The 20,113-nt window shown below is 71.3% G+C and carries 21 protein-coding genes; 13 read left to right on the top strand and 8 right to left on the bottom strand.

The window, feature by feature from the left end; all coding sequences use genetic code 11:
• Positions 1 to 76: 76 nt before the first annotated feature.
• Positions 77 to 796 carry a hypothetical protein gene (locus ACIBCA_RS25245; RefSeq protein ID WP_396285259.1) on the top strand — a complete coding sequence of 240 codons (720 nt, stop codon included), beginning with the start codon at positions 77 to 79 and terminating at the stop codon, positions 794 to 796.
• A 52-nt stretch (positions 797 to 848) separates the two neighbouring features.
• On the opposite strand, the gene ACIBCA_RS25250 is transcribed toward ACIBCA_RS25245, so the two are convergent.
• Together ACIBCA_RS25250 and ACIBCA_RS25255 are read right to left on the bottom strand one after the other, a co-directional pair.
• Positions 849 to 1,061: a DUF397 domain-containing protein gene (locus tag ACIBCA_RS25250; protein ID WP_396285260.1), complete on the bottom strand. Its 213-nt coding sequence runs from the start codon at positions 1,059 to 1,061 to the stop codon at positions 849 to 851.
• Positions 1,048 to 1,890, bottom strand: coding sequence for a helix-turn-helix transcriptional regulator (locus ACIBCA_RS25255; protein WP_396285261.1), 843 nt, complete (start codon positions 1,888 to 1,890; stop codon positions 1,048 to 1,050). The genes ACIBCA_RS25250 and ACIBCA_RS25255 overlap by 14 nt, the downstream gene beginning before the upstream one ends.
• 106 nt (positions 1,891 to 1,996) lie before the next feature.
• Between ACIBCA_RS25255 and ACIBCA_RS25260 the strand changes: the two genes are divergently transcribed.
• Together ACIBCA_RS25260 and ACIBCA_RS25265 are read left to right on the top strand one after the other, a co-directional pair.
• A complete protein-coding gene (locus ACIBCA_RS25260) occupies positions 1,997 to 2,374 on the top strand; it encodes a hypothetical protein (protein ID WP_396285262.1) in 378 nt (125 codons plus the stop codon).
• The gene (locus ACIBCA_RS25265; RefSeq protein WP_396285263.1) at positions 2,371 to 2,535 is read left to right on the top strand and encodes a hypothetical protein; all 165 of its coding nucleotides are present in this window, start codon (positions 2,371 to 2,373) and stop codon (positions 2,533 to 2,535) included. The genes ACIBCA_RS25260 and ACIBCA_RS25265 overlap by 4 nt, the downstream gene beginning before the upstream one ends.
• 173 nt (positions 2,536 to 2,708) lie before the next feature.
• On the opposite strand, the gene helR is transcribed toward ACIBCA_RS25265, so the two are convergent.
• The 4 genes from helR to ACIBCA_RS25285 all read right to left on the bottom strand — a co-directional run bounded on the left by helR (position 2,709) and on the right by ACIBCA_RS25285 (position 6,405).
• Positions 2,709 to 4,889, bottom strand: coding sequence for an RNA polymerase recycling motor ATPase HelR (helR, locus tag ACIBCA_RS25270; protein ID WP_396285264.1), 2,181 nt, complete (start codon positions 4,887 to 4,889; stop codon positions 2,709 to 2,711).
• 78 nt (positions 4,890 to 4,967) lie between these two features.
• Positions 4,968 to 5,558: a hypothetical protein gene (locus ACIBCA_RS25275; protein ID WP_396285265.1), complete on the bottom strand. Its 591-nt coding sequence runs from the start codon at positions 5,556 to 5,558 to the stop codon at positions 4,968 to 4,970.
• A complete protein-coding gene (locus ACIBCA_RS25280) occupies positions 5,555 to 6,097 on the bottom strand; it encodes a TetR/AcrR family transcriptional regulator (RefSeq protein ID WP_396285266.1) in 543 nt (180 codons plus the stop codon). The genes ACIBCA_RS25275 and ACIBCA_RS25280 overlap by 4 nt, the downstream gene beginning before the upstream one ends.
• 149 nt (positions 6,098 to 6,246) lie before the next feature.
• A complete protein-coding gene (locus tag ACIBCA_RS25285; RefSeq protein ID WP_396285267.1) occupies positions 6,247 to 6,405 on the bottom strand; it encodes a hypothetical protein in 159 nt (52 codons plus the stop codon).
• Between the two features lie 76 nt (positions 6,406 to 6,481).
• On the opposite strand from ACIBCA_RS25285, the gene ACIBCA_RS25290 reads away from it, so the two are divergent.
• The gene (locus ACIBCA_RS25290) at positions 6,482 to 7,135 is read left to right on the top strand and encodes a hypothetical protein (RefSeq protein ID WP_396285268.1); all 654 of its coding nucleotides are present in this window, start codon (positions 6,482 to 6,484) and stop codon (positions 7,133 to 7,135) included.
• On the opposite strand, the gene ACIBCA_RS25295 is transcribed toward ACIBCA_RS25290, so the two are convergent.
• On the bottom strand, positions 7,132 to 8,328 hold the full coding sequence (locus ACIBCA_RS25295) for an epoxide hydrolase family protein (RefSeq protein WP_396285269.1): 1,197 nt from the start codon (positions 8,326 to 8,328) through the stop codon (positions 7,132 to 7,134). The genes ACIBCA_RS25290 and ACIBCA_RS25295 overlap by 4 nt on opposite strands.
• A gap of 128 nt (positions 8,329 to 8,456) precedes the next feature.
• Here ACIBCA_RS25295 and ACIBCA_RS25300 point away from each other — a divergent pair, with 128 nt between their 5' ends.
• The 5 genes from ACIBCA_RS25300 (at position 8,457) to ACIBCA_RS25320 (ending at position 15,028) form a co-directional block, all read left to right on the top strand.
• On the top strand, positions 8,457 to 8,822 hold the full coding sequence (locus tag ACIBCA_RS25300) for a hypothetical protein (RefSeq protein WP_396285270.1): 366 nt from the start codon (positions 8,457 to 8,459) through the stop codon (positions 8,820 to 8,822).
• Positions 8,819 to 11,947 (top strand): HEAT repeat domain-containing protein, encoded by a 3,129-nt coding sequence (locus tag ACIBCA_RS25305; RefSeq protein ID WP_396285271.1) that lies wholly within the window; start codon positions 8,819 to 8,821, stop codon positions 11,945 to 11,947. Before ACIBCA_RS25300 ends, ACIBCA_RS25305 begins: the two co-directional genes overlap by 4 nt.
• 27 nt (positions 11,948 to 11,974) lie before the next feature.
• On the top strand, positions 11,975 to 12,565 hold the full coding sequence (locus ACIBCA_RS25310; RefSeq protein WP_396285272.1) for an NADAR family protein: 591 nt from the start codon (positions 11,975 to 11,977) through the stop codon (positions 12,563 to 12,565).
• Positions 12,566 to 12,860: 295 nt separating this feature from the next.
• Positions 12,861 to 13,631, top strand: coding sequence for an alpha/beta hydrolase (locus ACIBCA_RS25315; RefSeq protein WP_396285273.1), 771 nt, complete (start codon positions 12,861 to 12,863; stop codon positions 13,629 to 13,631).
• Positions 13,632 to 13,849: 218 nt separating this feature from the next.
• The gene (locus tag ACIBCA_RS25320) at positions 13,850 to 15,028 is read left to right on the top strand and encodes a hypothetical protein (protein WP_396285274.1); all 1,179 of its coding nucleotides are present in this window, start codon (positions 13,850 to 13,852) and stop codon (positions 15,026 to 15,028) included.
• 108 nt (positions 15,029 to 15,136) lie between these two features.
• Here the strand turns inward: ACIBCA_RS25320 and ACIBCA_RS25325 are convergent, their stop codons facing one another.
• Complete coding sequence (locus tag ACIBCA_RS25325; RefSeq protein ID WP_396285275.1) at positions 15,137 to 16,519, bottom strand: glycine--tRNA ligase; 1,383 nt, start codon at positions 16,517 to 16,519, stop codon at positions 15,137 to 15,139.
• Between the two features lie 191 nt (positions 16,520 to 16,710).
• Between ACIBCA_RS25325 and ACIBCA_RS25330 the strand changes: the two genes are divergently transcribed.
• Genes ACIBCA_RS25330 through ACIBCA_RS25345 form a run of 4 tightly spaced genes read left to right on the top strand, consistent with a single transcriptional unit; the run spans position 16,711 to position 19,923 of the window.
• The gene (locus tag ACIBCA_RS25330) at positions 16,711 to 17,709 is read left to right on the top strand and encodes a metal ABC transporter substrate-binding protein (protein ID WP_396285276.1); all 999 of its coding nucleotides are present in this window, start codon (positions 16,711 to 16,713) and stop codon (positions 17,707 to 17,709) included.
• Positions 17,710 to 17,723: 14 nt separating this feature from the next.
• Positions 17,724 to 18,500: a metal ABC transporter ATP-binding protein gene (locus ACIBCA_RS25335; protein ID WP_396285277.1), complete on the top strand. Its 777-nt coding sequence runs from the start codon at positions 17,724 to 17,726 to the stop codon at positions 18,498 to 18,500.
• Entirely contained in the window at positions 18,497 to 19,477 is a 981-nt protein-coding gene (locus ACIBCA_RS25340) for a metal ABC transporter permease (protein WP_396285278.1), read from the top strand. The genes ACIBCA_RS25335 and ACIBCA_RS25340 overlap by 4 nt, the downstream gene beginning before the upstream one ends.
• Before the next feature lie 35 nt (positions 19,478 to 19,512).
• Complete coding sequence (locus tag ACIBCA_RS25345; RefSeq protein WP_396285279.1) at positions 19,513 to 19,923, top strand: Fur family transcriptional regulator; 411 nt, start codon at positions 19,513 to 19,515, stop codon at positions 19,921 to 19,923.
• Positions 19,924 to 20,113: the final 190 nt, after the last annotated feature.

Raw genomic sequence — 20,113 nt, forward strand, 5'->3', positions numbered from 1 at the left:
TGATCCATTGTGGTCGAGCGGCTGGCGTGTTCAAGTAATTCGTTCTGATTTCGGGGGATTTCGAACCATGCGTTCCATGCGCATCACCCTGGCCGCAGCCGCCGTCGCATCGCTGACGCTGACACTCGCCGCCTGCGGTCCGGACGACGACCCGGCTCCGGCTGCCACTGGCGCCGCGCCCACCACGGCGGGGGCGGGCAAGGCGGCGGGGAAGCCGCTGACGCAGGAGCAGCTCGTGAAGGCGCTGCTCACCAAGAAGGATCTGGACGCGGACGAGCAGCGCTCGACCGTGGGCCCGACCCAGCATGAGCACAAGCAGACGGCGGAGAAGCCCGCCTGCCAGGCCATCGCGGACCTGGACGACGCTGGGAACGCGGCGAAGGCGCCGGTGGCTTCGGCGACGGGGGCGTACTACCACGGCATGGGCCGGGAGTATCTGGAGATCCACCTGACCCAGTACGCGCCGGGGCAGGCGGAGAAGGCCATGGCGGTTGCGGAGTCGGCACTCGCGTCCTGCGCGAACGTCAAGATCGCCATGACGGGGATGCCCAAGGCTCAGGCCAAGTTCAGCAAGGGGACGTACCAGGCGTCCGGGGACGGCACGCTGGCGCTGAAGGCCGAGTACCGCGAGGACGGCGGGCAGAACGCGGTGATGGAGAGCAAGACTTATGTGTTCGTCCGCACCGGGGACGTGATCACGATGGTCGCCAACTCGGCGCTCGCCGATACGTCGATGCCGGAGGAGAAGTGGGTCAAGCAGCAGGTGGAGAGGGTCAAGGCAGTCCAGCAGGGCTGAGATGACGCGACTGGCCTCGGTCGTCGGCAATGGCGACGACCGAGGCCAGGGGTCAGATGGAGGAAGTGCCGAACTCGCTGGAGCGGATGGCAGTTACGAAGGACTGCCAGGCGGCGGGAGTGAAGGCGAGGGCCGGGCCACTCGGATCCTTCGAGTCACGGACACGGCCAGGGGTCGCATCGTCCACCTCGATGCAGTGGTCGCCGTTGCCACTGCTGTAGCTGCTTTTACGCCACCGAGCTGGCCTATGGTCAGTTCCCGCCACGTTCGTACTCCTCTGCGACCGATTCAACGAAGGCCAGCGATGCCTGCGACGACAACGCCGCAGCTCGGGCCCAATCGTAGGCGAGGTGACACCTCCCCACCATCGCCGGATCGTCCAGCAGTTGGCCCGCGAAAGCCGACTCGCTGTACACGAGAGGCGGCGCGTCATCGAACGTCATCAGGCTAAGCAAGCCTGATAGAAGTGAGTGGTTTCCGGAGTCGAATGGCACTACCTGAAGTGTGATCCGACGCCGAATGGCCAGCCCCGCCAAGTGCCGCAGCTGATCGGCCATGACCTCGCCACCACCGATCACCCTGCGCAGCACTGCCTCGTCGAGGATGAACCACAGCTCGGGGCCTTCAGGAGCCGTGATCCGCTTGGAGCGCTCCATCCGCGCTGCCACCAGCGTGATGATCTTCTCGTCCGTATGGAGGGTTCCGGCGTCCCGGAACACCGCCTCCGCGTACGCCGAGGTCTGCAGAGGTCCCGGGACCAGGGTGCCTGCGTACTCGCTGATCGAGGTCGCACGCGACTCGTGATCAGCAGCGTTCTCGAAATAGTCCGGGAAGGTTGTGAAGCCCAGCAGGTAGTGCAGGCGTTCCAGAGCCCCACCAGTGTTGAGCGCCTTGTCAATCAACTTGCTGAGCGCAAGCTGCGGCACTCGGGCCATCGTCTCCAACTGGCCGATGTAGGCGCCGGAACAGAACACGACGGCGCCCAGCTGTTCCTGGGTCATCTTCGGGACCATCGCCTCGCGATAACGCTTCAGTTCGAACGCGTAGAACTCGCGAGGGGTCATTCCACCGAGGGCGATTTCGGGCGCAGGCATACCGCTTCCTAACACGTAACTCGCTGTTCCTCCCCTACTTCACAGAGTAACCCCACGACCTGCACCCTGGATGCCAAAGCACCAATTCCCCCAGGAGCGCACCCCCATGGCATCCATCCTCAGAAGGATCACCGCCGAAGACCGCCGGGAGGCCGCCGACGCCCTCGACGACCTCAAGGCGACCCTCGCCTACGCCGGGACCCAGCTCCCCTCCCCCGGCATCGACTGGCAGTGCGCCTCCGTCACCGGCATCGTCCTCATCGACCTCGGCGCCGCCCCCACCTCCGTGATCCTCCAGATCGTCGACCTCCTCCGCCTCGGCGTCCGCGCCCAGCGCGTCCGGGCCGAGCAGCAGCCCTGGCACCCCGAACTCGGTTCGGCCGTCACCCTGAACCGCGCCGGCGGCACCCCGCTCCCCGCCAAGGTCGTCGGAACGTCCGACAAGGTGATCACCGTCCGCCTCGACTCCTGGGTGATCACGTGATCGACGAACCCGAGCTCCTCTACGACACCCGCACCCGCCAACTCGGCGTCGTCATGGACACCGTGGGCAACGTGGTCTACCTCCGCCCGCCCACCGGCGGCATCGAGTGGACCGCCCGGCTCGAGGACCTCACCACTCCTCCCCCGCCCCAGGGCTCATGACCCCTCCGCCGACCCGCCCCCGGGCCGCCCTGGTCGTCGCCGCGATGTTCTCCGTCGCGACCGGGGCGGGTGCCGGGTTCCTCGCCTCCTCGCCCGTCCGCCCCGCCGACCCCGGGGTGGCGAACCTCCTCTTCCTCCTCGTCCTCTCCTCCGTGACACTGATCGCCAACTCGCTACTCAGCCGGGCGATCCAGCACCACCAGCCGCTGCGTGGCCCGCGTCATCGCCACATACCGGTCGACCGCGCCCTCGACCCCGTCCCCGAACTCCGCCGGGTCGACGACCACGACGAGGTCGAACTCGAGCCCCTTGGCGAGCACGGGCGTCAACGCCCGTACGCGCGGACGTTCCTGGAACGCTGAGCCCGCGCCGATGACGCAGGCAGTCCCCTCCGGATGCTCGGCGAGCCAGCCGTCGAGCACCGCGTCCAGCTCCCCAACTGCCCCATGCAGCACGGGAATCCCGCTGGCCCGGATCGAGGTCGGCACGTTCGCGTCCGGCAGCGCCGCCCGGATCACCTTCTCCGCCTCCGCCATGACCTCCTCCGGCGTACGGTAGTTGACCGTCAGCGACGTCTCCCGGACCTGGCCGAACCCGGCCCGCGTCAGCCGCTCCTCCCACGACTCCGCGAACCCGTGCCGCGCCTGCGCCCGGTCGCCGACGATCGTGAAGCTGCGCGACGGGCAGCGCCGCAGCAGCATCTGCCATTCGGCGTCGGTGAGTTCCTGCGCCTCGTCGACGACGATGTGCGCGAACGGCCCGTCCAGCGGGTCGGCCTCCTCGCCCGGCAGGACGGTTTCGTCCACCAGGACGTCCTTGAGGTCCTGCCCGCGCAGCATCTCCACCGCGCCGTCCCCGTCCTCGTCCGCCTCCAGGATGTGGCCGATGACGTCCGCCATCCGCTCCCGCTCGGCCTCCGCCGCCGCCTCCCGCCGCCGCTTGCGGGTGCCGACCCCCGGGTCGCCGAGCCGGTGCCGGGCGGCGTCGAGCAGGGGCAGGTCGGCCGGCGTCCAGGCGTGCGGCGCATCCTTACGCTGCAACTGTCGGACGTCCTCCACCGCGAGCCAGGGCGCGCAGCGGCGCAGGTAGGCGGGCACCGTCCAGAGGTCGCCGACGATGTCCGTCGCCTCCAGCATCGGCCAGGCGCGGTTCAGGGCGGTGACCAGCGCCCGATTCTGGCGCAGCGACCGGTGGAAGAGCTGCGGGGAGACCTCGTCCTCCTCCTCGGCCGCCTCCTCCAGCTTCTCCCAGAGGTTGGAGGCCAGTTCGTCCCAGATCTGCTCGCGCGCCTCGTTGTGCGGGGTGCCGGGTTCGACGGCGCCGAAGGCGTCGGCCCAGTCGGCGGGGGTGAGGGGGAGGTCGGCCCAGTACGTCTCGACGGTGAGCCCCTCGGTCGGCGGATCCTCGTACAGGCGGACGGCGGCGTCGATCGCCTCCGTCGCCATGCCCGTCGTGGCCTTGAGGCGGGCGACCTCGGGGTCGGCCTCGGCAGTGGCCCCGGCTCCCTCGGGGAGGAGGTCGCCCAGGGTGCAGGTCCGTACGCCCTCCTCGCCGAGGCTGGGGAGCACGTCGGCGACGTACGCGAGGTACGGCTGGTGGGGGCCGACGAAGAGGACGCCGCCGCGCCGGTGGCCGAGGCGCGGGTCGGCGTACAGCAGGTAGGCGGAGCGGTGGAGGGCGACGACGGTCTTGCCGGTGCCGGGGCCGCCGTCGACGACGAGGGCGCCGCGTGAGCCGGCGCGGATGATGGCGTCCTGGTCGGACTGGATGGTGGTCAGGACGTCGCGCATGCGGGGCGAGCGGCTGGTGCCGAGGCTGGCGATGAAGGCGGACTGGTCGTCGAGGGCGGCATGGCCCTCCAGGCCGTCGGGGGCGAAGACCTCGTCCCAGTAGTCGGTGATCCGGCCGCCGGTCCAGCGGTAGCGGCGGCGGCTGGCGAGGCCCTGGGGGTGGGCGTGGGTGGCGGCGAAGAACGGTTCGGCGGCCGGGGAGCGCCAGTCGATCAGCAGCCGGCGGCCGTCACCGTCGGTGAGGCCGAGGCGGCCGACGTACACGGGCTCTCCCCCGGGGGCCGGGACGATGCGGCCCAGGCACAGGTCGAGGCCGAAGCGGCGCAGGGCGCGCAGGCGGGAGGTGAGGCGGTGCACCTCGACGTCGCGGTCCATGGCGGCGCGGCCGAGGCCCCCGGGGGCGCGGCGCAGGGCGTCCAGTTGACCGGACAGTTCGGCGATCGCCTGCTCCAGGCTCGCCGCGACGGCCGCGAAGTGGCGCTCGTCGGCGGCGGTCAGGGCCGGGTCGGCCTTGGCGGAGAGGTGGGCGGGGAGGGCGAACACGCTGGTCGAGAGGGGGGTCATGGCATCAGCTCCGATCTCAGGCCAGTGATTGTGCGCCTCCAGGGGGGCCTTGCCGCAAGGCCCCCCTTGCGCTATACGTTAGGAAGGGAGAGAAGTGCGGCCCGGGCCCGGTTTTCCGGACGGCCGCGCGAGAACCAGGCGGTGGGCGTCGCGGAGGAGATCCGGCGTCAGGCGCCGGTGGACGGCGGAGAGCCGCTTCCAGATCCGGGCCCCCGCCGGGCTCCTGTAGCGCAGGACGGTCGCCAGTGAGACCTGGTCCCCGTCGGTCCGTACGACGAGGTTGCCGGTGAGCATACGGCCGTGGGCCTCGACACGGATCAGGCCCTCGCGCCGCTCGGCGATCCGCCAACCGGCGATGTGCTGAGGCGAGGCGCCCCGGCGCAGTCTCGGTCGCGGTCGCGGTCGCAGCCGCAGGCCGAGCAGCACCCGCCACACGAACTGGCCCTGGATTCCGGCGACTTGCTCCAGCATGGCGCGGGCCCACACCTCCGGGGTGGCGATCGTGCCGTCGGTGGCGAGGGCGAACAGGTCGGCGTAGCCGCGCTGTCCCGGGCCCATGAGGGCGCGGATCTCCTCGGGGATCTCCCGCTGCCTGCTGACCGGGGGCGCCGTCCGCCCGCGCGAGGGGCGTCGGGTGCGGGTCTGCCTCGGGGTCCTCGGGGTCCTCATGGCCGGATTCCCAGCACGCCCGCGGCGGCGCGTTCCGCGAGCACCTCGTCGTAGGGCGCCTGGCCGGCGAGGGAGACGACCACGCCCTCCAGTGCCCCGACGAAGGCCAGCGCGAGGGCGTGCGCCGGCTGGCCCGGCGGGATCGTCCCGGAGGCGCGGCCGGCCTCGATGCGGGCCTCGCAGTCGGCGACGAGCAGGGCGTAGCCGGCCTCGACGGCGCGGCCCACGGGGTGGTCCTGGCCGCTGAACTCCAGGCGCAGGGCGAGGGCCATGCGGGCGATGTCGCGGCGGCAGAAGACGGCGTGGCCGCGCGCCATGGCCAGCAGCGCGCCGACCGGGTCCGGCTCGCGCTCGACGAGGGTGCCGACCTCGCGGTTCCAGGTGGCGAAGACCCAGTCGAGGGCGGCGAGGACGAGTTCCTCCTTGCCCTTGAACTGGTGGTACAGGGCGCCGCGGCTGTACCCGGCGTCGGCGGCGACCTGGGCGAGGACGAGGTTGCCGTAGCCGGCCTGGGAGAGGCCGCGGGCGGCGGACTCCATCAGGGCGCTGCGGGACTGGGCGCTGCGTTCGGCCTGGCCGGGGCGGCGGGGGGCTTGCGGGGCTAACGGGCTCGGTTCTGCTTTACGTACATGCATGTCTGTACGTTAACCGGCCTTATGTTGGCGCCGAGGAGGGGTCAACGGTTGGACTACAGCGCGGAGTTGAGGCGCAGCGGTACGGCCAGCGGGAGGTAGTTGGCGGCCACGGGCAGATGCAGGGCGCGGGCCTCGGCGGCCCGGCTCTTGCCGACGCCGGGGGCGCCGCCGATCAGCAGAACGTGCCGGGTGGGGGCGTGGTCGGGGCTCATCGGAACACAGTAGACGGCGAACGAACTTTCGCGACACTGCACAAAGGAGCTCTCCCCCTCGCGATACGGTGCCGCCATGTCCCGATCGGTCGAACACGCACCCGCCCCGTCCCCCGTCACCGCCGACGACGTCGAGCTCGCCGTGCGGCTCGCCGTCGCCGCCCTGCGGCAGGCCCCGCCGGACGGGTGGGGCGGCAGGGCCGGGTCGCTGGAGTGGGACTGCTGGGAGACCACCGAGCACCTCGCCAACGACCTGTTCTACTACGCCGTGCAACTGGGGCCGCAGCAGCCGCCGTTGGACACCCATGTGCCCTTCGCGCTGACCCGCAAGCGGGCCGAGGCCCCCATGGTCTTCGCCCACGCGGAACGCGACGCGGGCCCGGCGGGCCTGCTGCAGGTGCTGGAGGCGTGCGGCGCGCTGCTGGTCGCCATGGTGCGCACCACGCCGCCCCACGTCCGCGCCCACCACACCTCAGGGGTGTCGGACCCCGAGGGGTTCGCGGCGATGGGGGTGGTGGAGACGCTGGTGCACCTGCACGACGTGGCGGAGGGCTTCGGGCTGCCCTGGACCCCGCCCGCCGACCTCTGCTCGCGGGTGCTCACCCGGCTGTTCCCGCAGGCCCCGGACGGCGCGGACCCCTGGCCCACCCTGCTGTGGGCCACCGGCCGCGCCGAACTGCCCGGGCACCCCCGGCTCACCACCTGGCGCTGGCACAGCTCGCCGCGTTAGGCCGCATCCTTCAGCTGGCGGAAGAAGGCCCGGATGTCGCCGACGAGCAGCTCCGGCTGCTCCATCGCGGCGAAGTGGCCGCCTCGGTCGAACTCCGTCCACCTGACGATGTTGTCGGTGCGCTCGGCGATGTGCCGCAGGAGGACGAAGTTCTCCTCCGGGAAGGCCGCCAGCGCGGTCGGCGCCGTGGACGGCTCCGGAGGCGCGCCCCAGTAGTCGGCGTGGGCGCGCTCGTAGTAGATGCGGGCGGAGGAACCGGCCGTGCCCGTGAGCCAGTAGAGCATCACGTTGGTGAGCAGGTGGTCGCGGTCGATCGGGCCCTCGGGGTGTTCGCGGGTGTCCGTCCACTCGACGAACTTCTCGGCGATCCAGGCGAGTTGGCCGACCGGCGAGTCCGTGAGCGCGTAGGAGAGGGTCTGCGGGCGGGTGGCCTGGATGTCCGCGTACCCCTGGCGGTCGCGGCTCCACGCCTTCATCCGCTCCCAGGAGGCGCGGGTGCGCTCGCGCTCGGCCGGGGTGAGCGGGGCGAGTTCCTCCTCGGTGGGCTCGGTGGTGGCGGCCGCGCCGGGGATCAGGTTCAGATGGACGCCGATCACCCGCTCGGGCCGGGCGCGGCCGATCTCGCGGGAGATCGCCGAGCCCCAGTCGCCTCCCTGCACGCCGTAGCGTTCGTAGCCGAGGCGCCGCATCAGCTCGGCGAGAGCAGCCGCGACGCGCTTGAACTCCCAGCCCCGGTCGCGGGTGGGGCCGGAGAAGCCGAAGCCGGGGATGCTCGGCAGCACCAGGTGGAAGGCGTCCGCCGCGTCCCCGCCGTGCGCGACCGGGTCGGTGAGCGGGCCCGCGACGCGCTCGAACTCGGCGAAGGAGCCCGGCCAGCCGTGGGTGATCAGCAGCGGCGTGGCGTCGGGCTCGGGCGAACGCAGGTGCGCGAAGTGGACGTTGGCGCCGTCGATCGTCGTCGTGAACTGCGGCCACGCGTTGAGCCGCGCCTCGGCCGCGCGCCAGTCGTACGCGTGGCGCCAGTAGCGCGCCAGCTCCCGCAGGTGCGCGCCCGGGACGCCGTAGTCCCAGCCGACGCCCGGGAGTTCCTCGGGCCAGCGGGTGCGGTCCAGGCGCTCGTGCAGGTCGGCCAGGTCGGCGTCCGGGATCGCGATGCGGAACGGGCGGAGGCGGTGGTCGTCGGGTGCGCTCATAGCCGGGCAGCTTAGGGGCCGCTTGGGGCGCGTCCTGACGCGGCACTAGGCCGAGCGGGGGCGGGTGACGGCCTGCTGAGCTACCGTTCTGCCTCCAGGGTTTGTGCGGAGGGGTGGAGGAACGCGCGATGCAGCGTGGGACGTTGTGGTGGATCGCCGGGGTCGGGGGCGCGGCGACGGTGGCGCTGGTGCTGGTCGCGCTGCTGACCAGCCAGGAGACAACGGGGCTGGTCTCCGGCGTCGCGGGCGCGGTGGCGGGGGTGGTCGGGGCGGTGGCCGCCGTCCTCGCCCTGCGGGCACCGGCGGTGACGCCGACGGCGAGCAGTGACCGTACGGTCGAGGCGCGCGGCGGCGGGGTCGCGGCAGGTGGGGACATCAACGAGAGCGGCGGCGGCGCGAGTTCGGGCCACCGGAACGTCTCGGCCAGCGGGCGGGGATCGGTGGCGGCCGGCGGTGACATCAACGGGATCGACCTGAACCGGCGGTCCTCTTGAGCCTCTGGCCCTGGCGACGCACCGAACGGATCGTTTCGGCCGAGGGCCAGGACGCGATCGCTGCCGGGCGCGACATCACCATCTACCAGGGCACGCCGCCCGAACCCGCCGTCGACGCGCAGGCGGCCATCGCCACGTACCTGGAGCGGGTACGGGAGGTCTACCGCCGCCTGAACCTGGACGTCCTCGGGCCTTCCGGGCTGGCGGGCGAGCAACCGGTGATCGAGCTGCGGCAGGTGTACATCCCGCAGGACTGCGACATCCACGACGCCCGCAGCCCCATCGACCGGGACGCCCTGCGACTCCACCCCATGGCCGCCCACGGGGAGGATCCACCCTCGGTCCTCCGACTGATCGGAGAGAGCCGGGAACTGCGGCTCGTCGTCATCGGCGATCCCGGCGGCGGCAAGTCGACGCTGACGAAGTTCCTCGCCCTGGCGCTGGCCGACGCGTTGGAAACGGTTCCGTCCGAACTTGCGCCCCTGATGGGCCTGGTACCGGTCGTGGTGGAACTCCGGCAGTACGCGCAGCAGCCGGAGCGCACCATCGAGGAGTTCCTGGAGTTCATCCACGCTCAGGAGCGCATGGGCCTGCCCTCCTCCGTTCTCGGCCAACTCTTCGCCGATGGCGACGCATTGGTGGCCTTCGACGGCCTCGACGAGATCTTCGATCCCGAACTGCGCTCGACCGTCGCCCGCCGGATCGCCGCCTTCGCCTCCGCCTACCCGAGGGTGCGCACGATCGTCACCTCGCGCGAATACGGCTACCGGGCGAGCGACTTCACCTCGGCCGACTTCCGCCACGTGAAGCTGCGGAACCTGGACGCCGGCCAGGTCGCCGAGTTCACCCGCCGCTGGTACACGGCTGCCCACCCTGCCGCTCCGGCCCGCGCGGAGCAGCTCACCGAACGGCTGCTGAACGCCGTGAAGAACATTCGCGCGGTCGGCGAACTCGCGGGAAACCCCCTGTTGTTGACCGTGCTGGCCGCCATCGGTCTCGGGCACACCATCCCCCGCGAGCGGCGCAACGTCTACGCTCACGCGATCGAGGTCCTGGTCGAACGGTGGGACCGAGACGCCAAGTTCCTCACCCCATCCGGTCCGGCGAACGCGGAGGCCGCCCAAGCGCTGGAATGGCTGAACGCGGGCCGCAGGCTGAAGCTCCTCGAACGCATCGCCCGCCGGATGCAGAGCGACGCCGGAAAGCCCGCCGGAACCTTCATCCACCACGATGAACTGACGGGCATCATCAGCGGGTTCCTCAGTGAGCACAACATCGGCGGGCCCGCCGCCGAGATAGCCGCCGACTTCCTGGTCGAGCGCCTCCGAACCCGGAACTTCCTCCTCGCCCACTACGGCGGCGGCATCTACGGCTTCGTCCATCGCACATTCCTCGAGTACCTCGCCTCCTCCGACCTCGTACGTCGCCGGGACGAGGAGGAGTGGAGCCGGGATGAGTTCGTCGACCTGCTCAACGAGCTCTCCCAGGACCCGACCTGGCACGAGGTGGTGCTGCTGACCGCCAGCCGACTGAAGCAGCGGGACGTGGCGGCTTTCCTCGCCCGTCTGCTCAAGCGGCACCGGCGAACGTTCCGACAGCGGAGAGCGCCCGCGCTGCTCTTCGCCATCCGGGTACTCGCCGAGGTGGAGGAGATCAGCGACCAGGCAGGGTCGAGGGCCGACGACGACCGATTGTCGGTGTCGGCGCAGAGCGACGCCGCCGTCGACGCACTGACCACCGCACTCCGCCGGAAGCCCCGACTCGACGCCGACGAAGCCCTACCGGCCCTCGCCACCTTCGATCACTTCTGGAGCGGCCGCCAACGCTACCTGCGCTGGTACCGCGCCGCATTGAGCGGCTCCAGCACCCATGGCGCAGCCACTGGCATCCTCGTCGCCCGGAGCCTCTGCCGGGACGACCGATCGACCAGACGGACGACATCAGTCCGCTGGCATCCACTCGCTTATAAGTTCGCCTCTCAATCCGGCCCCGATGGACCGCCGCGCGCCGCCTACCCACGCAGCCAGGAACTCCAGGCGATCGCGGAGGGGGCTCCACCCCTCAGTGAGGTTATTGCCGCCATCCAGGCAGGTGTCGACCATCCCGATGCGGACCGGCGCCTCGACGTCCTCCTCCTCCTCGCCGACACCTGGCCCGATGACACCGAAACGGCCCGGATCGTCGAAGCAGCCACCCAGGACGCCGATTCTCACGTCCGCAGCCTGGCTCTCCAATTGATCGCGGGTTCCTGGGCCGCATCCTCCAGCGTGTCCCGTGCCCTGGGCGGCGACACACCCATCCGGCTGCCGGGCCCTCGCGTGGTCACGAACGACCAACGCGGCCTACTCGCCGTTCGAGCCGCCGCCACCGACGACACCGACCCGAGCGTCCGCATCGAGGCGCTTCAGATCCTCCTCGCCGTCTGGCCCGGACACCCCGACACCCACAGCACCATCGAGGCGGCCTCCACCGATCCCGACCGGAGCGTCCGCATCGAAGCCCTCCGGTTGATCACCATGCTCCAGGCGGGCCACCCCGACACCCACATCGCCCTCCTCGCCGCCGCCACGGACCACGACGGGACCGTCCGCGTCGCAGCCCTGCACCTCCTCAGCGACAACTGGCCTGGACACCTCGATTCCTGGTCCGCCATCCACACCGCCACCACTGACCCCGATCCGGCCGTCCGCACCGAAGCCGTCCGACTCCTGGCCGACCACTGGCTCGACCGTCTCGACACCCGAGCCGCCGTCGACACAGCCGCCGGCGACGACAACCCGGCCGTCCGCTCGGAGGCGCTGCAGCTCCTCGGCGAGTACTGGCCCAACCGATCCGTCGCTTACACGGCCCTCGCCGACCCCGCTTGGGAGGTCCGCATCGCGGCCCTCCAGGTGCTGGCAGCCCGCTTCACCGAGACGGCGCTGCGCCCGGCGCTCGAACTCTCCCGCCAGGACCCGTCCGACGAGGTCCGGACGGTCGCGGTCAAGCTGCTCGCGCTGGCCTGGCCCGAGGAACCGGAGGCGGTCGCGACGATCACCGCCCTGACCGCCGACCCCTCCGAGACGATCCGCACCGTCGCCGGCGAAGCCCTTTCCGTCCTCGGCGTGGAAAACCCGCTGGCCTAAATCCATCCTTTGCGTCAGAATGACGATATGAGCACCATCCGCCCCCGCCAGACGCCCGCCACCCTCGCCGACGTCCGCACGCGCGCCGAGCTCTCCGCGCTGATGGCCACGGGCATCCAGCCCAAGTGGGTCATGTTCTGGGGCCACACCGACCGCAAGGGCGGCGGCACCCGGCAGGAGTGCCTGAGCCAGTGGTGGCCGCAGCCGTTCACCGTGGACGGCGTCACCTACGCCTCCGCCGAGCACTGGATGATGGCCGGCAAGGCCCGCATGTTCGACGACCACGCGACCGCCGCCCGGATCCTCGAAGCCCGCACCCCGGCCGAGGCGAAGAAGCTCGGCCGCCTCGTCAAGGACTTCGACGACGAGACCTGGGCGGCCAACCGCTTCGAGCTCGTCGTCGAGGGCAACGTCGCCAAGTTCCAGCAGCACGACGACCTCCTCGCCTACCTCCTCGGCACCAACACCCGCGTCCTGGTCGAGGCCAGCCCGCTGGACCGGATCTGGGGCATCGGGCTCGCCGCCGACGACATCCGGGCCCAGCAGCCGGACGAGTGGCGGGGCTTGAACCTGCTGGGCTTCGCCCTGATGGAGGCGCGGGCCCGGCTGGCGCAGTGAGGCCCGTCGTCCCGGCCCTGGCCATCCGCGGGGCTGCGCGCGGCGACCTGCGCTCTGCGCTCTGCTCGCAGCCTCCGCCCTCTGTGTGTTCCTTGACGGAGAAAAAGGAGTAGCGAGGTTCCGGAAGAGCTGCTAGCTTTCCGCTGTCCGTGAGACAGACCAAGGAGGTGAGACCCGTGAACGCAGTGACGACGTGGGCGCTCCCCCTTTCCATCACGGCCGGCCGATAGACGTAGGTATCGCCGGGGAGCGCCTGACCTTCAGCGCAGGCTTCTCCCGAAAACAGGTGGTTGCTATGTCCTCTTACTCTCACTCCTTCCGCTTCACCGCCGAGTCGACCGCGAACGGCATCCTCGAGCGCGACTTCCTCCTCGGGGACGTCCCCGGTGTCCTCTGGTCCCCGGCAGCCCCCGCCGCCGAACCCGCGCCGCTGATCCTGATGGGCCACGGCGGCGGCAACCACAAGAAGCACCCGGCGATGTCCGGCCGCGCCCGGCTGCTGGTGCTCAGCTGCGGGTACCACGTGGCGGTGCTCGACGCCCCCGGGCACGGCGACCGTCCGCGCACGGCGCACGACGAGGCCGAGATCGACGTCATGCAGGAGGCGATGGCGACGGGCAAGCCGGTCGGCCCGATCGTCGTGCGGTACAACGACCACCTGGCCGAGCTCTCCCTCCCCGAGTGGAAGGCCGCCCTGGACGCGCTCCAGCGACTGCCCGAGATCGGCACGGACGGGCCGGTGGGCTGGTGGGGCATCAACATGGGCACGGCCATCGGCATCCCGTTCGTCGCCGAGGAGCCCCGGGTCGCGGCGGCCGTGTTCGGGCAGCACTGGCCCGACACCCTGGCCGACAGGGCCCGTAGGATCACCGTCCCGGTCGAGTACGACCTCCAGTGGGACGACGAGCACATACCGCGCGAGGCGGGCCTCGCCCTGTTCGACGCGTTCGCCTCCGAGGAGAAGACGCTGCACGCCAACTCCGGCCGCCACAAGGAGCTCCCCCGCTTCGAGGCCGACAGTGCCGTGCGCTTCTTCGCCCGCCACTTCGGCCGGCCGAACGCCTAGGCCCTGCGGCGAGCACCACCGTGGCCACGCGGTGGTGCTCGCCGCCCCCGGAGCGCGACCGGCGCACTTCGCGCAACGACCGCCCTCTGCGCGCTCCTTGACACCACTTGGACACGACTGGTCGCACTCCCTTAACTCCACAGCCACATAACCTCGCCAATATGGCCCACAGTCAGGGTCTAGATGGACGGGATGGGGCGATCATGCGCATGCGGCCGATGGAGGAAACCGCAGGCCAGCAGCTCACCATCGAGCAGGAGGCGTACGAACTCCGTACCGAGCTCGACGAGTTACTGAGGGCGAGCCGCTACGCGGGACAGCGGGAACGACGACTGAACGAGGCCATACGCTCGGCGCCCGGCCGCAACCGCCCGGACGGGGACCTGCTGCGCCAGCTCGCCCAGGCCCGCACCCTGCGCGAGGGGCTGGGCGCGCGCTGCCTCCAACTGAGCGACCAGATACAGGAGTTGGAGATACGTCTCAGACATGACCAACAGCTGCACCCCGAGCAACAACCCCAACAGCAGCCCCAGTACCACGACGAACCCGCGCAGCCCCGGCCGCAACCCGAGCTCCGGCAACCCGAACCCCCGCAGCCCGAACCACCGCGGCCCGAACCGCAGCCCCAGCCCCAGCCCCAGGAAGAGCCACCCCCGGTGAAACCCGACCTGGGCGCCCTCACCCAGCGGATCACCTCCCTCCACCGGTCCGGCGCCGGCGCCGAGGTCACCGAGCTGCTGAACCAGGCCGCCGTGCTCCTCGCCCCGCCGGACGCGGCGCTGCTGACCGGCATGCTCGCCCGGCGCGGCCCCACGGGCGCCTCGCTGCAGCTCGCCGCGACCTGCGCCACCTCCCCGCCCGAGCAGGCGGTGGCCGTCCTCGTGGAGCTGCGGGAGCTGGGCCTGGCGGAGGAGGCGGAGCATCTGTTCCGCGCCTTCTGGGCCTACCCGGCCACCGACCTGCCCGTGCTGCTCGCCGCACTGGAGCGGGCCGGGCAGCACGCGGACGGCGCGACGCTGCTGTGGGAGTGGGGTTCGGCGCCGACGCCGGAGCTGACCGCCCTGGCCGCCGCCCTGCGCCAGCACGGCCGCCAGGCGGACGTCCGCACGCTGCTGCGCCAGGCCGCCGGCCGGCCCACCTCGGACCTCGCCGCCCTCGCGACCGACCTGCTGCCCGAGCTGTCCACCATCCTGCTGCAGGAGCTGGCCGCCCTGCGCCCGCCGGCCGAGCTGGCCCGGCTGGCGGCCTCGATCAACGAACACCCGTCGCTGTACGGGCAGTTACTGACCGAACTGCTCGCCGACGAGGCCCGCCACCGCACCACCCTGGCCGCCCTGCGCAGCGCGGGCCTGCCCACCACCACCCGGGCTCCCCGCTCGCGCTGGGCCTGGCGCTAGCGCCGCGTCAGGCAACCTTCGCCCCGGGAAACCCGAGAAACACGAGGGAGCCCCCGCCCACCCCGGCCGAAGGGCCGGAGCGGACGAGGGCTCCCAGGAAGGGAACGCTCAGCAGCCGATGAGCCGCGCGCCCAGGTACGCCTTGACCTGGTCCAGCGACACGCGCTCCTGCGACATGGTGTCGCGGTCGCGAACGGTCACCGCGTCGTCCTCGAGGGTGTCGAAGTCGACCGTCACGCAGAACGGCGTGCCGATCTCGTCCTGGCGGCGGTAGCGCTTGCCGATGGCGCCGGCGTCGTCGAACTCGACGTTCCACGCGGTGCGCAGGTCGGCGGCCAGGCCGCGGGCCTTCGGGGAGAGGTCGGCGTTGCGCGACAGCGGCAGGACGGCGACCTTGACCGGGGCCAGGCGCGGGTCGAGCCGCATGCCGACGCGCTTCTCCATGACGCCCTTGGCGTTGGGCGCCTCGTCCTCGAAGTAGGCGTCGAGGAGGAAGGCGAGCATGGCGCGGTTGAGGCCGGCCGCCGGCTCGATGACGTACGGGAAGTAGCGCTCGTTCGACTCCTGGTCGAAGTAGCGCAGGTCCTTGCCGGACGCCTCGCTGTGCACCCGCAGGTCGTAGTCGGTGCGGTTGGCGACGCCCTCGAGCTCCGAGAACTCGCTGCCACCGAAGTTGAAGCGGTACTCGATGTCCACCGTGCGCTTGGCGTAGTGGGAGAGCTTCTCCTTCGGGTGCTCGAAGAAGCGCATGTTCTCGGTGCGCATGCCGAGGTCGACGTACCAGTCCCAGCGCTGCTGGAGCCAGTACTCGTGCCACTGGTCGTCCTCGCCCGGCTTGACGAAGAACTCCATCTCCATCTGCTCGAACTCGCGGGTGCGGAAGATGAAGTTGCCGGGGGTGATCTCGTTGCGGAAGCTCTTGCCGGTCTGGGCGATGCCGAACGGCGGCTTCTTGCGCGAGGTGGTCTGCACGGCGCTGAAGTTGGTGAAGATGCCCTGGGCGGTCTCGGGGCGCAGGTAGGCCAGGCCGGACGCCTCCTCGGTGATGCCGAGGTGGGTCTTCAGCATGCCCGAGAATTCCTTGGGCTCGGTGAACTGGCCCTTGGTGCCGCAGTCGGGGCAGTTCACGTCCTTGAGGCCGTTCGGCGGCGGGAAGCCGTGCTTGGCCTCGTACTTCTCCTCCAGGTGGTCGGCCCGGTGGCGCTTGTGGCAGGAGAGGCACTCGGTCAGCGGGTCGTTGAAGGTGGCGACGTGGCCGGAGGCCTCCCAGACCTCACGGGCCAGGATGACCGAAGAGTCGAGTCCGACGACGTCCTCGCGGCCCTGCACCATCGCGCGCCACCACTGGCGCTTGATGTTCTCCTTGAGCTCGACACCCAGCGGCCCGTAGTCCCAGGCGGCACGCGTACCGCCGTAGATCTCGCTGCAGGGGTAGACGAAGCCACGGCGCTTGCTCAGGCTGACGATCGTGTCGATCTTGTCGGCGGCCACAGTGCTCTCTTCAGTACGTACGGCACGGTCAGGGCGCGGCTGGTTGCTCGCACCCGAATACCCAAGGTTACCGGCCATATGGGTACGTGGTTCAAATCGGTATCGTCCGGCACCCCCCACCCATCGCCACCTGCCGTTCACCCGATCGAGTGATTTGACAATCATTTCCACTTAAGTTGAGAATGATTGTCATGATGATCGGACAGTCTGGACGCCGCGCCCGCACCTCCATAGCTCTGGCCGCCACCGCCGTGACCGGCGCGCTGGTCCTGACCGCCTGCGGCGGCGACAGCAGCGCCACCAGCGGGGACGGCAAGCTCAAGGTCGTCGCCTCCTTCTACCCGATGGAGTTCCTCGCCCAGCAGATCGGCAAGGACCACGTCCAGGTCACCGACCTCACCGCCCCCGGCGTCGAGCCGCACGACCTGGAGCTCACCGCCAAGCAGGTCGGCGCCGTCCAGAAGGCCGACGCGATCGTCTACCTCAAGGGCCTCCAGCCCACCGTCGACCAGGCCGTCGGCCAGGCCTCCACCCAGCACAAGGTCGACGCCACCGCCGCCAGCCCCCTGGTCGACCACCACCTCCCCGCGGAGGGCCAGGAGGGCGAGGCCCACAAGCACGACGGCCCGGCCGGCGACCCGCACATCTGGCTCGACCCGACCCGCTACGCGGCCATCGCCAAGAGCGTCGGCGACGAGTTCGCCAAGGCCGACCCGGCCCACGCCGAGGAGTACCGGAAGAACACCGACGAGCTGGTCACCAAGCTCGGCGCCCTCGACCAGGAGTTCCGCGACGGCCTGAAGGACGCGAAGACCAAGACCTTCGTCACCAGTCACGCCGCCTTCGGCTACCTCGCCGACCACTACGGCCTCACCCAGGTCGCCATCAACGGCGTCGACCCCGAGTCCGAGCCCACCCCGGCCCGCCTCGCCGACGTACAGAAGGCCGCCAAGGACAACGGCGTGACCACGATCTTCTTCGAGACCCTGGTCAGCCCCAAGCTCGCCGACACCGTCGCCAAGGACCTCGGCCTCAGGACCGCCGTCCTGGACCCGCTTGAGGGCGTGAAGGACCCGGCCAAGGACGACTACCTGAGCGTCATGAAGCAGAACCTGGCCAACCTCCAGGCCGCCCTCGGCACCCCGGGCAGCGCCACCGCCACCCCCAGCAGCACCCCGACCGCCGGCTGACGGGAAGCACCGCCATGACCGACCCGACACCCCTGCCCCAGCCCCCCGTCGTCCACCTCCGCGACGCCGTCGCCGCCCGCGGCGGCCGCCCGGTGCTGCGCGGCGTCGACCTCACCGTGCGCCCCGGCGAGGTCGTCGCCCTGCTCGGCGCCAACGGCTCCGGCAAGTCCACCACCGTCAAGGCGGTCATCGGCTCGGTGCCCCTGGAGCAGGGCAGCCTGGAGCTGTTCGGCACGCCGTACCGCTCCTTCCGCGCCTGGCACCGCATCGGATACGTGCCTCAGCGCACCACCGCCGCCTCCGGCGTCCCGGCGACCGTCCGCGAGGTGGTCTCCACCGGACGGCTGGCGCAGCACCGGCTGCTGCCCTTCCGCCGCAGGGACCGCGAGGCCGTGGACCGCGCGCTGGACGCCGTCGGCATGCTGGACCGCGCCGGGGACGGCGTCGCCGACCTGTCCGGCGGCCAGCAGCAGCGGGTGCTGATCGCCCGCGCGCTGGTCGCCTCCCCGGACCTGCTGATCATGGACGAGCCGATGGCCGGCGTGGACGCCGCCAGCCAGCAGGTGCTCGCCGACACCCTGCGCGCCGAGGTCGGGCGCGGCGCCGCCGTCCTGCTCGTCCTGCACGAACTCGGGCCGCTGGAGCCGCTGATCGACCGCGCCGTCGTCCTGCGGGACGGCTGCGTGGCGCACGACGGCCCGCCCGTGCCCAACACCGGTCTGCACGCGCTGCCCGGCCACGACCACGTGCACCCGCACGCCGACCTGACCCCGCCGAGGCTGCTGGCATGACCGAGATGCTCTCCTACGACTTCATGCAGCGGGCCCTGCTCGCCGCCGTCCTGGTCGGGATCACCGCCCCCGCCGTCGGCATCTACCTGGTGCAGCGCCGCCAGGCCCTGATGGGCGACGGCATGGGCCACGTCGCGATGACGGGCGTGGGCCTCGGCTTCATCTTCCAGACCAGCCCGGTCTGGATGGCCGTGCTGGTCTGCGTGCTCGGCGCCGTCACCATGGAACTGGTCCGCTCCCGCGGCAACCAGCGCGGCGACATCGCCCTGGCGATGCTCTTCTACGGCGGCATGGCCTGCGGCAAGCTCCTCGTCTCGATGTCCGCCCAGGCCGGCGCCGGCTCGCTGGAGAGCTACCTGTGGGGCTCGATCCTCACCGTCGCCCCCGCCGACCTCATCACCATCGCGATCCTCGGCGCCGTGGTCATCGCCGTGACGGTCGGCCTGCGCCGCCAGCTGTTCGCGATCTGCCAGGACGAGGACTTCGCCCGCGTCACCGGACTGCCGGTGCGCACCCTCAACCTGCTGCTCGCCGTGATGGCCGCCGTCACCGTCACGGTGGCGATGCGGGTGGTGGGCCTGCTGCTGGTCAGTGCCCTGATGGTCGTCCCGGTCGTGGCCGCCCAGCAGCTCACCCGCTCCTTCGCCGCCACCCAGGCCGCCTCGATCGCGCTGGGCGTGGTCGTCGCCCTGGCCGGCGTCACCGGCTCGTACCAGCTCGACGTGCCCTCCGGGCCCGCGATCGTGCTGCTCGCCATCGCCGTGTTCGCGGTGTTCAGCGCGATCGCCGCGCCGCTCGCCCGGCGCCGCCACCGCGCGGGCGCCGACCCGGGGCCGAAGGTCTGCGACGTCGCGCTCCCCTCACAGAGCTCCTCATCCTCACGGAGCTCCTCGCAGGGCTCCTCATCCTCACAGAGCTCCTCACAGGGCTCCTCCGACGCGACCACCCCGGGGCGGGGGGCGGGGCTGGCACAATGAGGTGCGAGACGCCCCCCACCCCAGGAGGACCAACGGTGACCACCGCCGGCCCGTCGCCGCGCGCCCGCTCGACCCGGCAGCGAGCCGCCGTCTCGGCGGCCCTGGACGAGATCGCGGACTTCCGCAGTGCCCAGGAGCTCCACGACCTGCTCAAGCACCGCGGTGACTCCGTCGGTCTGACCACGGTCTACCGCACCCTGCAGTCGCTCGCCGACGCGGGCGAGGTCGACGTGCTGCGCACCTCGGACGGCGAGGCCGTCTACCGCCGGTGCAGCAGCGGGCACCACCACCACCTGGTCTGCCGCCACTGCGGCGCCACCGTGGAGGTGGAGGGCCCGGCGGTGGAGCGCTGGGCCAACACCGTCGCCGCCGAGCACGGGTTCAGCGACGTCGCGCACACGCTGGAGATCTTCGGCACCTGCGCGGAGTGCGCGAAGACGGCCTGACCTCCGCACCGGGGCAGCCGGTACGGAACGCAGGGATGGCGAAGGGCCCGCAGGATCGCGGCGGTTTCTAGTGGTCGTTGCAACACGTGGTCGGCTGTCTAGGCCGCGATGAGTTTATGCAGACGCTCGGCTGGGGTTTCCCAGCCGAGCGTTTTGCGTGGGCGGCGGTTGAGCTGGTCGGCGACGAAGG

The sequence above is a fragment of the Kitasatospora sp. NPDC051170 genome (assembly GCF_044455705.1).
Classification (GTDB): domain Bacteria; phylum Actinomycetota; class Actinomycetes; order Streptomycetales; family Streptomycetaceae; genus Kitasatospora.

What these genes read in the sequence shown, in the direction of transcription:
- ACIBCA_RS25260 (WP_396285262.1), top strand. Translation starts at nt 1,997, where the DNA reads ATGGCATCCATCCTCAGAAGGATCACCGCCGAAGACCGCCGGGAGGCC.
- ACIBCA_RS25280 (WP_396285266.1), bottom strand. Translation starts at nt 6,097, where the DNA reads ATGGAGTCCGCCGCCCGCGGCCTCTCCCAGGCCGGCTACGGCAACCTC.
- ACIBCA_RS25290 (WP_396285268.1), top strand. Translation starts at nt 6,482, where the DNA reads ATGTCCCGATCGGTCGAACACGCACCCGCCCCGTCCCCCGTCACCGCC.
- ACIBCA_RS25340 (WP_396285278.1), top strand. Translation starts at nt 18,497, where the DNA reads ATGACCGAGATGCTCTCCTACGACTTCATGCAGCGGGCCCTGCTCGCC.
- ACIBCA_RS25275 (WP_396285265.1), bottom strand. Translation starts at nt 5,558, where the DNA reads ATGAGGACCCCGAGGACCCCGAGGCAGACCCGCACCCGACGCCCCTCG.
- ACIBCA_RS25315 (WP_396285273.1), top strand. Translation starts at nt 12,861, where the DNA reads ATGTCCTCTTACTCTCACTCCTTCCGCTTCACCGCCGAGTCGACCGCG.
- ACIBCA_RS25285 (WP_396285267.1), bottom strand. Translation starts at nt 6,405, where the DNA reads ATGAGCCCCGACCACGCCCCCACCCGGCACGTTCTGCTGATCGGCGGC.
- ACIBCA_RS25330 (WP_396285276.1), top strand. Translation starts at nt 16,711, where the DNA reads ATGATGATCGGACAGTCTGGACGCCGCGCCCGCACCTCCATAGCTCTG.
- ACIBCA_RS25335 (WP_396285277.1), top strand. Translation starts at nt 17,724, where the DNA reads ATGACCGACCCGACACCCCTGCCCCAGCCCCCCGTCGTCCACCTCCGC.
- helR (WP_396285264.1), bottom strand. Translation starts at nt 4,889, where the DNA reads ATGACCCCCCTCTCGACCAGCGTGTTCGCCCTCCCCGCCCACCTCTCC.
- ACIBCA_RS25320 (WP_396285274.1), top strand. Translation starts at nt 13,850, where the DNA reads ATGGAGGAAACCGCAGGCCAGCAGCTCACCATCGAGCAGGAGGCGTAC.
- ACIBCA_RS25300 (WP_396285270.1), top strand. Translation starts at nt 8,457, where the DNA reads ATGCAGCGTGGGACGTTGTGGTGGATCGCCGGGGTCGGGGGCGCGGCG.
- ACIBCA_RS25310 (WP_396285272.1), top strand. Translation starts at nt 11,975, where the DNA reads ATGAGCACCATCCGCCCCCGCCAGACGCCCGCCACCCTCGCCGACGTC.
- ACIBCA_RS25245 (WP_396285259.1), top strand. Translation starts at nt 77, where the DNA reads ATGCGCATCACCCTGGCCGCAGCCGCCGTCGCATCGCTGACGCTGACA.
- ACIBCA_RS25295 (WP_396285269.1), bottom strand. Translation starts at nt 8,328, where the DNA reads ATGAGCGCACCCGACGACCACCGCCTCCGCCCGTTCCGCATCGCGATC.
- ACIBCA_RS25255 (WP_396285261.1), bottom strand. Translation starts at nt 1,890, where the DNA reads ATGCCTGCGCCCGAAATCGCCCTCGGTGGAATGACCCCTCGCGAGTTC.